10 protein-coding genes are annotated in these 12,698 nt (G+C 71.1%); 9 read left to right on the forward strand and 1 reads right to left on the reverse strand.

From position 1 onward, the window contains the following. The 9 genes from FPZ12_RS34465 to FPZ12_RS34505 all read left to right on the forward strand — a co-directional run bounded on the left by FPZ12_RS34465 (position 1) and on the right by FPZ12_RS34505 (position 12,476). Positions 1-900, forward strand: coding sequence for an ABC transporter permease (locus tag FPZ12_RS34465; RefSeq protein ID WP_144756479.1), 900 nt, complete (start codon positions 1-3; stop codon positions 898-900). After that, a complete protein-coding gene (locus FPZ12_RS34470; protein WP_144756481.1) occupies positions 897-1,886 on the forward strand; it encodes an ABC transporter ATP-binding protein in 990 nt (329 codons plus the stop codon). The genes FPZ12_RS34465 and FPZ12_RS34470 overlap by 4 nt, the downstream gene beginning before the upstream one ends. Beyond that, positions 1,879-2,850 (forward strand): ABC transporter ATP-binding protein, encoded by a 972-nt coding sequence (locus tag FPZ12_RS34475; RefSeq protein ID WP_144756483.1) that lies wholly within the window; start codon positions 1,879-1,881, stop codon positions 2,848-2,850. Before FPZ12_RS34470 ends, FPZ12_RS34475 begins: the two co-directional genes overlap by 8 nt. Continuing rightward, positions 2,847-3,953, forward strand: coding sequence for an enolase C-terminal domain-like protein (locus tag FPZ12_RS34480; protein WP_144756485.1), 1,107 nt, complete (start codon positions 2,847-2,849; stop codon positions 3,951-3,953). Before FPZ12_RS34475 ends, FPZ12_RS34480 begins: the two co-directional genes overlap by 4 nt. A gap of 25 nt (positions 3,954-3,978) precedes the next feature. Beyond that, entirely contained in the window at positions 3,979-7,485 is a 3,507-nt protein-coding gene (locus FPZ12_RS34485; protein ID WP_144756487.1) for an indolepyruvate ferredoxin oxidoreductase family protein, read from the forward strand. After that, positions 7,482-8,291 carry an SDR family oxidoreductase gene (locus FPZ12_RS34490; RefSeq protein ID WP_144756489.1) on the forward strand — a complete coding sequence of 270 codons (810 nt, stop codon included), beginning with the start codon at positions 7,482-7,484 and terminating at the stop codon, positions 8,289-8,291. Before FPZ12_RS34485 ends, FPZ12_RS34490 begins: the two co-directional genes overlap by 4 nt. Positions 8,292-8,398: 107 nt before the next feature. Next, positions 8,399-9,004: a CBS domain-containing protein gene (locus tag FPZ12_RS34495; protein ID WP_144756491.1), complete on the forward strand. Its 606-nt coding sequence runs from the start codon at positions 8,399-8,401 to the stop codon at positions 9,002-9,004. Next, the gene (locus tag FPZ12_RS34500) at positions 9,001-11,376 is read left to right on the forward strand and encodes a phosphoketolase family protein (protein ID WP_144756493.1); all 2,376 of its coding nucleotides are present in this window, start codon (positions 9,001-9,003) and stop codon (positions 11,374-11,376) included. The genes FPZ12_RS34495 and FPZ12_RS34500 overlap by 4 nt, the downstream gene beginning before the upstream one ends. Beyond that, on the forward strand, positions 11,376-12,476 hold the full coding sequence (locus tag FPZ12_RS34505; RefSeq protein ID WP_144756495.1) for an acetate/propionate family kinase: 1,101 nt from the start codon (positions 11,376-11,378) through the stop codon (positions 12,474-12,476). Before FPZ12_RS34500 ends, FPZ12_RS34505 begins: the two co-directional genes overlap by 1 nt. On the opposite strand, the gene FPZ12_RS34510 is transcribed toward FPZ12_RS34505, so the two are convergent. Further along, positions 12,456-12,680, reverse strand: coding sequence for a hypothetical protein (locus tag FPZ12_RS34510; RefSeq protein WP_144756497.1), 225 nt, complete (start codon positions 12,678-12,680; stop codon positions 12,456-12,458). The genes FPZ12_RS34505 and FPZ12_RS34510 overlap by 21 nt on opposite strands. Between the last annotated feature and the right edge of the window lie 18 nt (positions 12,681-12,698).

Genomic DNA, 12,698 nt, shown 5'->3' on the forward strand with positions numbered 1-12,698 from the left:
ATGGAACCCGTGACGATCAGCGGGCCGCCCGCCACCCCGCGCGCGGCACGCCCGGCTCGCCGCGACGGCACGCTACGACGTTTCCGGCGGGACGTCCCCGCGATGACGGGCGCCGTCCTGCTCGGGCTCTTCGTGCTGGCCGCCGTGTGCAAGCCGTGGATCATGCCGCGGGACCCGGACGCGCAGGATCTGGGCCACGCCTTCGCGGCACCGTTCAGCCCGGGGCACCTGCTCGGCACCGACAACCTCGGACGCGACGTCGCCTCCCGGCTGATCGCCGCGGACCAGGTGGCGCTGCGGGCCGCGCTGACGGCCGTCGTGGTGGCGATGGCCGTGGGCATCCCGCTCGGATTCGTGGCCGCGTACTTCGGCCGCTGGGCCGACATGGTGATCCTGCGGATCACCGACGCCCTGCAGAGCCTGCCGCCGTTGATGCTGGCGATCGCGCTGCTCGGGGCGATCGGCCCGGGGCTGACCAACGCGATGGTCGTGATCGGGCTGGTGTTCGCGCCCGCCTTCCTGCGCCTCGTCCGGGCGTCCACCGCGGAGGTGCTGCGCGAGTCCTATGTGGACGCGAGCAGGGCGATCGGCACTTCCGCGGTACGGCTGGTGGCGACCCGGGTGCTGCCCAACGCGTTCCCGCCCGTGCTGGTGCAGATCTCGATCGTCACCGGGCTCGCGCTGATCGCCGAGGCCAGCCTCAGCCTGCTCGGTCTCGGGGTCACGCCACCGGCCGCCAGCTGGGGCCTGATGATCTCGCAGGGCTACAACTTCCTTTACCAGCAACCGTGGCTGGTCGTGCTGCCCGGCCTCACGCTCGCGGTCGCGGTACTCGCCTTGAACCTCGTCGGTGACGGCGTGCGCGACGCGCTCGGGCGCGGATCGGGGGCGCGGCGATGACCGTTCTCGAAATCGAAGATCTCACCGTCGGATTCCGCGCGGGGGCGGGCTGGAACCAGGTGGTGAGCGGACTGTCGATGACGGTCGGGCGGGGCGAGACCGTGGCACTGGTCGGGGAATCCGGTTCCGGTAAGACGGTCACCTCGATGGCCGTGATGCGGCTGCTGCCGGCGAACCGCGCCCGTGTCACGGGCCAGGTGCGCTTCGACGGCCGTGACCTGCTGACCCTGCGCCGCCGCGAGCTGGACAAGGTGCGGGGCGGCCCGCTGTCGATGGTCTTCCAGGAGCCGATGACCAGCCTGAACCCGGCGTTCACGGTCGGCGAGCAGATAGCCGAAGCCGTGCGCCGGCACCGCGGGCTGAACCGCCGCGAGGCCCGGCGTGCGGCGGTGGAGGCCATGGACGCGGTCGGTATCGCGCACGCCGGACGCCGCGCCGGGGCTTACCCGCACGAGTTCTCGGGCGGGATGCGGCAGCGGGTCATGATCGCCATGGCGATCGGCTGCCGGCCGCGGCTGCTGATCGCGGACGAACCGACCACCGCGCTCGACGTCACCATCCAGGCGCAGATCCTCGACCTGCTGCGGGAACTGCGGTCCGGCAACGGGATGGCGATGATCTTCGTGACCCACGACCTCGGGGTGGTCGCGGAGATCGCCGACACGGTCGCCGTGATGTACGCGGGCCGCATCGTCGAGCGGGCTCCGGTCGCGGAGCTGTTCGCCAGGCCCCGGCATCCCTACACCGCAGGGTTGCTCCGATCAGTGCCTTCGGGCGCGAAGGGCGGGCTGTACTCGATCCCGGGGTCGCCGCCGAGACCCGGCGAATTCCCGCCCGGATGCCGGTTCGAGCCGCGCTGCGGATTCGCCGAACCCGGTTGTGCCGGCGCACTTCCCGTGCTCGAAACGCTCGGCGGCAGCCACGCCGCCGCGTGCTCCCGCGCGGCCGGGCTGGACCTGCGGCCGGAAGGAGCGGCGCATGTCTGAGCAGGCACTCGAACTCGACGACGTCAGCGTCGAGTTCCGGCAGGGACGCCGCCGGCTGCGCGCGGTGTCCGGAGTCAGCCTGCGGCTGGAGCGACGCCGCACGCTGGCGGTCGTCGGCGAGTCGGGATCGGGCAAGTCCACCCTGGCCAGGGGGATGACCGGGCTGGTCCCCCTCAGCGGCGGCACGGTGCGGGTGCTCGGGAAGGAGTTCCGGCGGCCGCGGCGGGAGCAGCGGAGGCACATCCAGCTGGTGTTTCAGGACCCGTGCTCCTCACTCGACCCGTCCGCGACCATCCGGAACTCGCTGGCGGAACCGCTCGTCGTCCACGAGCGACTGTCCAAAAAAGACAGCGAAAGGCGGGTCGCCGAACTGCTGCGCGACGTCGGGCTGCCCGCCGACGCCGCGGAAAGGTACCCGCACGAGTTCTCCGGCGGGCAGCGCCAGCGCGTCGCGATCGCCCGTGCGATCGCGACGAAACCGGATGTGCTCGTCCTCGACGAAGCGGTCAGCGCGCTCGACGTCTCGACGCAGAACCAGATTCTGGAACTGCTCGGGCAGCTGCAGCGCGAACACGGTCTCGCCTACGTGTTCATCTCGCACAACCTCGGCGTGGTCCGCTGGATCGCCGACGAGACCGTCGTGATGTACCTGGGACACGTCGTGGAGACCGGCCCGGCCGAGCGCGTGCACGTGGCGCCGGCACACCCGTACACCCAGGCGCTCGTGTCGGCCATGCCCGTCGCCGACCCCACCGCACGCCGCGGCCGGCGCGGGCCGCTGACCGGCGAGCCACCGGACCAGACCGAAGCGCACCGCGGGTGCGTCTTCGCCGGAAGGTGCCCGATCGCCGACGAAACCTGCCACACCACGCCACCCCCGCTCGTCGCCATCGCGGGCGGGGGAACGGCCGCCTGTCACCAAGTCACCGGCTCGGCAGACATCCACGAGGGAGGAACCCCATGAAGATCGACGACGTCCGGATCTCGGTTTTCCGGCGGCCCGCCGACGACTCGGCGCCCGAGACGTTCATCAAGGGCCAGTCGATGCAGTCGCTGCACACCGAGCTGGTGGCGCTGCGGATCACCGACGACGAAGGCCACACCGGCGAGACGCTCAGCCTCGGCGGCGGCCTCGGCATGGGCCACTACCTCGCTTCCACCGTCAAACCGTTCCTGATCGGCCGCAACCCGCTCGAGCGCGAGGCCCTGTGGCAGGAGATGTGGGACGCCAACCGGTTGTGGTTCTCGCCGCTGTTCATGGTCGGCACCGCCGACGTGGCGCTCTGGGACCTGTACGGCAAGATCCGGGGCGCGCCGATCCACGAGATCCTCGGCACCTACCGCACCCGGATCCCGGCCTACGCCAGTTCGATGACGCATTCCACGGTGGAGGAGTTCGTCGAGGAGGCGCTGGAGTTCCAGGGCCGTGGCTACCACGGCTACAAGCTCCACGTGCTCGGCGACCCCGAGTTCGACATCGAATGCTGCCAGGCCGTCCGTGCGGCCGTGGGCGACTGGGCGCTGATGGTGGACGTCGTGTCCGGCTACGACCAGCGTGACGCCCTGCGCGTCGGCCAGGTGCTCGACGAGCTGGACTACTACTGGTACGAGGAGCCGCTGCGCGACTACGACCTGCACGGCTATCGCCTGCTCGCCGACAAACTCAAGACGCCGATCGCCGGTACCGAGACCAACGAGGGCGGCCTGCTCGCCCGCGCCGAGTTCGCCGCGTCGCGCGCGGTGGACATCGTGCGCGCGGACCCGTCGTTCACCTACGGCATCGGGCAGACCCGCAAGATCGGGGCGCTCGCCGAGGCGTTCGGGCTCAACTGCGAGATCCACACGAACCCGAACCCGATGATGGACGCCGCCGCCCTGCACGTCGCGCTTTCGATGCGCAACACGGACTTCTTCGAGCAGCTCGTGCCGACGCGGACGTTCGACTTCGCCGTCGAGCAGCCCGTGCGGATCGACTCCGAGGGCTACGCCGTCGCGCCCGACGGGCCGGGCCTCGGGGTGAACATCGACTGGGACTACGTCGAGCGCTACACGATCGCCGAACTGTAGGACCCCGCAAGCGAAAAGGCAGGACATGACAGCCATTTCTCCCGCACCGGCCCGGAGCCTCGACGAGCGGTTCACCCGGCAAGAGGGCCGCGTCTACCTCACCGCGATCCAGGCGCTGATCCGGGTCCTGACCGACCAGCGGCTGCGGGACCAGGCCCGTGGCCTCGACACGGCGGGCCTGGTCTCCGGATATCCGGGATCGCCCTTGGGCGGCGTCGACGTCGAGCTGAACCGGCAGCGCGCGATTCTCGAGCGGCACCGGATCCTGCACCAGCCCGGGCTGAACGAGGACCTGGCCGCGACGGCCCTGTGGGGCAGCCAGACCGTGACCGCTCTCCCCGACGCGAAGGCCGACGGCGTTTTCGGCATGTGGTTCGGCAAGGCGCCCGGCGTGGACCGGGCCGGGGATGCGTTGCGGCACGGCAACATCCGGGGCACGGCGCGCAACGGCGGGGTACTGGTGGTGGCCGGAGACGACCCGGACGCGGCCTCCACGAACTTCCCGACCGACAGCGCCGGCGCCTTCGTCGACTGGGGTATGCCGGTGCTCTATCCGGGCTCGGTGCAGGAAATCCTGGACCTCGGGGCGCACGGCTACGAGCTGTCCCGGCTGTGCGGGTTGTGGGTCGGCTTCAAGCTGGTCACCGAAACCGCCGACGCGTCGGGCTCGGCGGACATCACGCCGGACCGGCTGCGGCTGGACAGGCCGCGGCTCATGCGCGGCGGGAAACCCTTCGAGCCGCGGCTGTGGATCAACACGCCCGGCGGGCCGATGCGTGAGGCCGAGCGGGATCTGGTGGGGGAGCGGCGGGAGCTCGCCGGGCTCTACATCCGCCGCAACAACCTCAACCCCGTGACCGTCGAGCCGGAGCGGCCCCGCGTCGGGCTGGTGGCCGCCGGGAAGACGTACTACGACCTGCGCAAGGCGCTCGACATCCTCGGCCTGGACGAGGAAGCCTTGCGCGCCAACGGGATCCGGGTGAAGCGGGTCGGCGCTCTCTACCCCGTCGGCACTGACGAGTGGCGCGACTTCGCCGAGGGCGTCGAGACCGTGATCGTGGTCGAGGAGAAGCGGCCGCTGATCGAGCGGTTCCTCAAGGAAGCCTTGTACGGCAAGCCGGACGCGCCCCGCGTGTACGGGAAGACCGACGCCGAGGGGCGGGAGCTGTTCCCCGAATACGGGGCACTGAACGGGGATCTCGTGGCCCGGCGGTTGCGCGGCGCGCTGAGCGCGGCGTCACCGTTGTCGTTCGCCCTGCCCGAGCCCGAGCGGGAGCGCAAACTGCTCCCGCTGGTCACCTCGCGCAAACCGTTCTTCTGTTCCGGCTGCCCGCACAACAGTTCGCTGATCGTGCCGGAAGGAGCGACGGTCGCCGCCGGGATCGGCTGCCACATCCTGGAACTCGTCGTGCCGCGCGAAGAGTACGGCGTGATGGCGGGCTTCACGCAGATGGGCGGCGAAGGCGCGCAATGGGCGGGGATGGCGCCGTTCACCGGAATCCCGCACATCTTCCAGAACGTCGGCGACGGCACCTTCCACCATTCCGGCAGCCTCGCCCTGCGCGCGGCTGTCGCCGCCGGGGTCAACATCACCTACAAGCTGCTCTACAACAGTGCCGTCGGGATGACCGGCGGGCAGGACGTCGCCGGCGCGATGGCCGTGCCCGAGCTGACCAGGCTGCTCGACGCCGAAGGGGTCGCCCGCACCATCGTCACCACCGACGACGTGAAGCGGTATCGCGGAGTGCGCCTCGCCCGCGGTGTCGAGGTGTGGCACCGGGACAGGCTGATCGAAGCACAGGAAACCCTCGCCGCGACGCCGGGCGTGACGGTGCTGCTGCACGACCAGTACTGCGCCGCGGAGAAACGACGGCTGCGCAAACAGGGCAAGATGGCGCGGCCGACCCGGCGGATCGCGGTCAACGACCGCGTGTGCGAGGGCTGTGGCGACTGCAACGCGAAGTCCCAGTGCCTGAGCGTGCAACCGGTCGAGACCGAGTTCGGCCGCAAAACGACCATCCACCAGTCGTCCTGCAACTTCGACTATTCGTGCGTCAAGGGCGACTGCCCGTCGTTTCTCGCGGTGGACACCACGAACGCGCGCCGTACGGCCCGGAAGGCCGAACCGGCCCCGGAAGTGGCCGAACCGCGGGCCATCGTGCCCGCCGACGCCTTCAACGTCACGATGACCGGGATCGGCGGCACCGGCGTGGTCACCATGAGCCAGGTGCTGGCGACCGCGGCGGCGCTGGACGGCAAGCACGTGCGCAACCTCGACCTGACCGGCTCGAGCCAGAAGGCCGGGCCGGTGGTGTCGCAGCTGCAGATCTACCGTGACGCGGCCACCGAACCCGCCGCGCGGATCCCGGACGGTGGCGCCGATCTGTTCCTGGCCTTCGACCTCCTGGCCTCGCTGACCCCGGCGAACCTCGCCCAAGCCGGTCCACGAAGGACGGTCGCGGTGGGCTCGCTCAGCCCGACCCCCACCGCGGACCAGGCCGTGGACCCGAGCATCCCGTACCCGGGGCGGGACGAGCTGACGGCCGCGCTCGACGCCGTGAGCCGCGCGGCGGACAACGTGTTCATCGACCCCGGCGAGATCGCCGCCAGGGTGTTCGGCAACCACCTGATGGCCAACACGGTGCTCGTCGGCGCGGCCTTCCAGAGTGGTGCGCTGCCGATCTCGGCGTCCTCCATCGAAGAGGCCCTGCGCCTCAACGGTGCCGCCGTCGAGGCCAACATCCAGGCGTTCCGGTGGGGCCGCGTGGCCGTCGCGGACCCGGCGGCCGTCGCCGGTTTCCGGGCCGGATCCGGGCGTCGATCCCGTGCGCTGAGCGCGGATCTCGCCGCCAGTGTCCGGCGCATCTGGCCGGATGAGGCGCTGGAGCGGCGTGTCGGCGACCTGGTCGCTTTCCAGAACGAGGCCACCGCCGCCCGCTACCTCGACGCCATCGGTGAGGTGGCCGCCGCCGAAACTGCGGCGACGGGAGCGCCGGGCCCGGTCACCGACACCGCGCTACGGCAGCTGCACCACGTGACCGCGTACAAGGACGAGTACGAGGTGGCGCGCTTGCACCTCCTCGACTCCGCGCGCGACGCGGTGGAGGCGGAGTTCGGGCAGGGCGCGAAGGTTTCCTGGTACCTGCACCCGCCGATCCTGCGTGCGCTGGGCATGAAGCGGAAACTCCGCCTCGGGCCGTGGTTCCGCCCGGTGTTCGCCGTGCTGGCCTGGCTGAAGGTGCTGCGCGGCACACCGTTCGACGTGTTCGGCTATGCCGGTGTCCGCAGGACCGAACGCGACCTGGTCCGGCACTACACCGCGCTGGTGCGCGCCGTGGCCGGGAAACTGGACGCGGGCAACGCCGGCGCGGCGGCGGAACTACTGCAGGCCATCGACCAGGTGCGCGGGTACGAGCACGTCAAACTCCGCAACGTCGCCCGGTACGCCGAGGAGATCCGCCGGCTGTGCGCGGAGTTCGGCATCGATCCGGCGCTGACCGAGCGCCTGCGGAGCGTGGGGGAGGAACGATGACCGGGCTGCTGCATCCCGATCTGTTGCGTGGCCGCAACGTTTTCGTCAGTGGCGGCGGGAGCGGGGTCAACCTCGCGATCGCCCGCGAATGCGCCGCGGTCGGCGCGAACATCGCCATCTGCGGGCGCACCGAGGCGAAGCTCCAGGCCGCCGTGCGGGAGCTGGCCGAGTACGGCGTCAAGACCTCCTACGCGGTGGCCGACGTCCGCGACGAGGCCGCGGTGGCCGCCGCTTTCGACCACGCCGCGACGGAAATCGGCCCGATGGACGGGATCGTGTGCGGGGCGGCGGGGAACTTCCTCGCGCCGGCCCAGAAGATCAGCACGAACGGGTTCCGCGCGGTCACCGACATCGACCTGCTCGGCAGTTTCCACTGTGCGAAGGCGGGTTTCGAGCAGGTGAAGCAGACCGGCGGGGCGCTGCTGTTCGTGTCGGGCGGTCAGTCGCGGATGCCGTTCCTGCACCAGGCGCACGTCTCCGCCGCGAAGGCCGGGGTCGACCAGCTGATGCGCACGCTCGCGCTGGAGTGGGGCCCGCTGGGCATCCGGTCGAACTCGCTCGTCCCCGGCCCCGTGGAAGGCACCGAAGGCATGCGCCGGCTGACCGAAACCGCCGACGGCGACGTGTGGGAGGGAATGGTCCCGCTGGGCCGGTTCGCCCGCCAGGACGAGGTCGGCCGGATGGCGGCCGTCCTGCTCTCGCCGATCGCGTCGTTCGTCAACGGCGCGCGAATCGTGGTCGACGGTGGCATGGCCATGTCCGGCTCGGCCGGATTCAACGCCGCGGTCCTTTCCGCTGATTCCTGAGCGACTTCGGTGAGGGTCCGAAGTCCCCGAAGCTCGGGAACATCGACCGCTGACGCGCCGTCGCGTGGTCCCTAGCGTTCTCCCCGTAGCCGAGGCGAGGAGCAGCGATGCGGGCACAGGACATCATGAGCCGGCCGGTGGTCACCGTGGGCCCCGGCGCGACGGCCAAACGCGCCGCCGGGCTGCTGGCGGCGCACGGGTTCACCGCGCTGCCGGTGGTGGACGAGGACGAGCGCGTCATCGGGATCGTCACCGAGGCCGACCTGATCGTCGACCGGTTCCACCACGATCCGCGCCACCGCACCGGGAACCGCCCGGAGCCGGGCGCGACGGTCGCGGAGGTGATGACGACCCCGTGCACCGGCATGGCCCCGGGCAGCGACCTCGTCGAGGTGGCCAGGGCGCTGCTCGACTCCCGGATCCGCGCGATGCCGATCGTCGACGGGGCACGCCTGGTCGGCATCGTGACCAGGGGCGACATCGTGCGCACCTTCGCCAGGCCGGACCGCGAAATCGCCGCGGACGTCCGGCACCACCTGGCGGTCTACGGCGGCTCCGGCCGGTGGCAGGTCGACGTGCGCGACGGGATCGTGCACGTCGTCGACCAGTACGACGACGAGACCGACCGGCACGTCGCCACCGTGCTGGCCGAAGCGGTGCCGGGCGTGGTGAGCGCGTCGGTGACCTCGACGCACGACGAGCCCGCCCGATGACCACGCCGCCCGTGACCGCCACCGGCCCGCCGGCCGTGGCGCTGAGCGAGGAAGAACTGTCCAGAGTGGACGCTCTCTGGCGGGCGGCCAACTACCTGTCGGCCGGCCAGATCTACCTGCTGGACAACCCATTGCTGACCGAGCCGTTGCGCGCCGAGCACGTGAAGCCGCGGCTGCTCGGCCACTGGGGCACGTCGCCGGGGCTGAACTTCGTGTACGCGCACCTGAACCGTCTCATCAGCGCGCACGACGTCGACATGATGTTCGTGACCGGCCCCGGGCACGGCGGCCCGGCGCTGCTGGCGAACACGTGGCTGGAGGGCAGCTACCCCGAAGTGGCACCGGAAGCGGCCCAGGACGCCGAAGGGATGCGCACGCTGTTCCGCCAGTTCTCGTTCCCCGGCGGGGTGCCCAGCCACGTCGCGCCGCAGGTGCCGGGCTCGATCCACGAAGGCGGGGAGCTGGGCTACTCGCTGGCGCACGCTTTCGGCGCGGCGTTCGACAATCCGGGCCTCGTCGTCGCGTGCGTGATCGGGGACGGCGAGGCCGAAACGGGCCCGCTGGCCACCGGCTGGCACGGGAACAAGTTCCTCGACCCGGCGCGCGACGGGGCGGTGCTGCCGGTCCTCCACCTCAACGGCTACAAGATCGCCAACCCCACCCTGCTGGCCCGGATCCCCGGCGAGGAGCTCGACGACCTGCTGCGCGGCTACGGCTACGACCCGTACTACGTTTCCGGCAGCGATCCGGTCGCGATGCACCAGGCGATGGCGAGCGCGCTGGAAGCCGTACTCGCCGGCATCCGGGCGATCCAGTCCGGCGGCGGGCCGCGGCCCGCCTGGCCGATGATCGTGCTGCGCACCCCGAAAGGCTGGACCGGTCCGTCCGAAGTGGACGGAAAGCCGGTGGAGGGCACGTGGCGCGCGCATCAGGTGCCGCTGCCCGCCGTGCGTGAGAATCCCCGCCATCTGCACGCGCTGGAGGCGTGGCTGCGGTCCTACCGGCCGGAGGAGCTGTTCGACGCCTCCGGCGCGCCGGTCGCCGAGGTCACCGCGGTGATCCCGCGCGGCGACCGCCGGATGGGCGCCAACCCGCACGCGAACGGCGGCCTGCTGCTCAAGCCGTTGCGCCTGCCCGACATCCGTGCGCACGCGGTCACGGTCAAGGAGCCGGGCGGCACCGGCACCGAACCGACCCGCGTGCTCGGCCGGTACCTGCGGGATGTGTTCTCCGCCAACGACTCAGCGCGCGACTTCCGGCTGTTCGGCCCGGACGAAACCGCCTCGAACCGGCTGGACGCCGTGTACGAGGCGACGGCGAAGGCCTGGCAGGAGGCGACCGAACCCGTCGACGAACATCTGGCCCGCGACGGGCGCGTGCTGGAGGTGCTCTCCGAACACCAGTGCCAGGGCTGGCTGGAGGGCTACCTCCTCACCGGGCGGCACGGGCTGTTCTCCTGCTACGAAGCGTTCGTCCACATCGTCGACTCGATGGTGAACCAGCACATCAAATGGCTGCGGGTGCACCGCGAGATCCCGTGGCGGCGCCCGGTCGCGTCGCTGAACTACCTCCTGACCTCGCACGTGTGGCGGCAGGACCACAACGGCTTTTCTCACCAGGACCCGGGTTTCATCGACCACGTCGCCAACAAGAGCTCCGAGGTCGTGCGGGTCTACCTGCCGCCCGACACCAACACCCTGCTCTCCGTCGCCGAGCACTGCCTGCGCAGCCGCGACTACGTCAACGTGATCGTGGCCGGCAAGAACGAGACCCCGGACTGGCTCGGCGCCGAAGAAGCGGCGCTGCACTGCGCGCGCGGCGCCGGGATCTGGGAATGGGCCTGCACGTTCCCGTACCGCGAGCCCGACGTCGTGCTCGCGTGCGCGGGCGACGCGCCGACGATCGAGGTACTCGCGGCGGTTTCCTTGCTGAGAAAGCATTTGCCGGAGCTGGCGGTACGGGTGGTCAACGTCGTGGACCTCATGCGGCTGCAGCCGGAGTCCGAGCACCCGCACGGGATGAGCGACCGCGAGTTCGACGCGCTGTTCACCCCGGACCGCCCGGTGATCTTCGCCTACCACGGCTACCCGTGGCTGATCCACCGCCTGGTGTACCGGCGGGCCAACCACGCCGGATTCCACGTGCGCGGCTACCAGGAGCACGGCACTACCACGACCCCGTTCGACATGCTCGTGCTCAACGACATGGACCGCTTCCGGCTCGTGATCGACGTGATCGACCGTGTGCCCGGGCTCGCCCGCACCGCCGGGGTGGTGCGCCAGGAGATGGCCACCGCCAGGGAACGGCACCGCCACTGGATCCGCGAGCACGGTGAGGATCTGCCCGAGGTCCGGAACTGGACGTGGGCGTGATGCGGGCCCTGACGCTCAACCCGGGCTCGTCGAGCCTCAAGGCCGCGCTCGTCGCGGACGGCGAGGTCGTGCGGGCGGACAGCTGGGACGTCACCGACGTCGCCACCGACCACGACGCCGTGCGTGTGGCGTTCGGGGAGCTGGGGGAGCCGGAGGCGATCTCGGTGCGGTTCGTCCACGGCGGTTCGCGGCCGGGACCGGTCCTGCTCGACGAGGAGACGCTGGCACAGCTGGAAAAGCTGAGTGGCCTGGCGCCGTTGCACCAGCCGCTGTCGCTGGACGCGGCCCGGCTGGCGCGGGGGTGGCGGCCGGGAGTCCCGCTGGTCGGCTGCTTCGACACGTCGTTCCACAGTGGACTGCCCGCCGCGGCGGCCCGATACGCGTTGCCCCGCGAATGGACGGCACAAGGACGCTTGCGCCGCTACGGTTTCCACGGCCTGTCCTGCCAATACGCCGCACGCCGCTGCGCGAAACTGCTCGGCAGCCCCCGGGCGCGGCTGCTGTGCTGCCACATCGGCTCGGGCGTGTCGGTGACCGCGATCCGCGGCGAGCGCAGCTTCGACACGTCGATGGGCTTCACCCCGCTGGACGGGGCGGTGATGGCCACCCGGTCCGGTTCGGTCGATCCCGGGCTGCTGCTGCACGTGCTGGGCACCGGTGAGATCGACCCGGCCGGGCTCGCCGATGTTCTTTACCACCATTCCGGCCTGGCCGGGATGACCGGGACCAGCGGGGATCTGCGGGAAATCCTGGCCGCGCGGGAGGCGGGGGATGAGCAGGCCGCGGCGGCGGTCGAGGTGTTCCTGCACCGGTTGCGCCGGGAAATGGGGGCTGTGGCGATGAGCCTGGACCGGCTGGACGCGATCGTGTTCACCGGGGGCGTCGCCGAGCACCGGCCCGGCCTCCTCGGCGAACTCGTCGCCGGACTCGGGCTGCTGGGCGTGACCGTCGACCCGGCGCGGGTCGACGACGAAGGGGATCGCCTGCTCAGCCCGGACGGCGCCGCGGTCAGGCTGTTCTGCCTGCGGGCGAGGGAAGAGCTCGAACTGGCGCGCGGGGCGGAGCTGCTGCTCGGCGCGTCAGGCAGGCTGCCGGTCTAACGTCGTCAGCAGGGCCGTCAGTTCCGCCATCGGCAGGCCCGTCCCCTGTGGCATTTCCGGCTCGGCGTCCTCCTGTTCCGGCAGGGTGTCGGCGGCTTCGAGGCCCAGCATGTCCAGCAGCGTCCTGAGCTCTTCGGCATCGCGGGCGCACGCGGCGGTCACGCGCACGGCTCTGGCCTTCTCTTCCCGGCTGGTGAGTTCCATCAGGCCCTCCTCCGTTCT

Source organism: Amycolatopsis acidicola, from assembly GCF_007713735.2.
Taxonomy (GTDB): Bacteria; Actinomycetota; Actinomycetes; order Mycobacteriales; family Pseudonocardiaceae; genus Amycolatopsis_E; species Amycolatopsis_E acidicola.

Excerpts from the sequence above, each read along its gene's own strand:
- FPZ12_RS34465 (WP_144756479.1), top strand. The coding sequence starts at position 1 with ATGGAACCCGTGACGATCAGCGGGCCGCCCGCCACCCCGCGCGCGGCA.
- FPZ12_RS34470 (WP_144756481.1), top strand. The coding sequence starts at position 897 with ATGACCGTTCTCGAAATCGAAGATCTCACCGTCGGATTCCGCGCGGGG.
- FPZ12_RS34475 (WP_144756483.1), top strand. The coding sequence starts at position 1,879 with ATGTCTGAGCAGGCACTCGAACTCGACGACGTCAGCGTCGAGTTCCGG.
- FPZ12_RS34480 (WP_144756485.1), top strand. The coding sequence starts at position 2,847 with ATGAAGATCGACGACGTCCGGATCTCGGTTTTCCGGCGGCCCGCCGAC.
- FPZ12_RS34485 (WP_144756487.1), top strand. The coding sequence starts at position 3,979 with ATGACAGCCATTTCTCCCGCACCGGCCCGGAGCCTCGACGAGCGGTTC.
- FPZ12_RS34490 (WP_144756489.1), top strand. The coding sequence starts at position 7,482 with ATGACCGGGCTGCTGCATCCCGATCTGTTGCGTGGCCGCAACGTTTTC.
- FPZ12_RS34495 (WP_144756491.1), top strand. The coding sequence starts at position 8,399 with ATGCGGGCACAGGACATCATGAGCCGGCCGGTGGTCACCGTGGGCCCC.
- FPZ12_RS34500 (WP_144756493.1), top strand. The coding sequence starts at position 9,001 with ATGACCACGCCGCCCGTGACCGCCACCGGCCCGCCGGCCGTGGCGCTG.
- FPZ12_RS34505 (WP_144756495.1), top strand. The coding sequence starts at position 11,376 with ATGCGGGCCCTGACGCTCAACCCGGGCTCGTCGAGCCTCAAGGCCGCG.
- FPZ12_RS34510 (WP_144756497.1), bottom strand. The coding sequence starts at position 12,680 with ATGGAACTCACCAGCCGGGAAGAGAAGGCCAGAGCCGTGCGCGTGACC.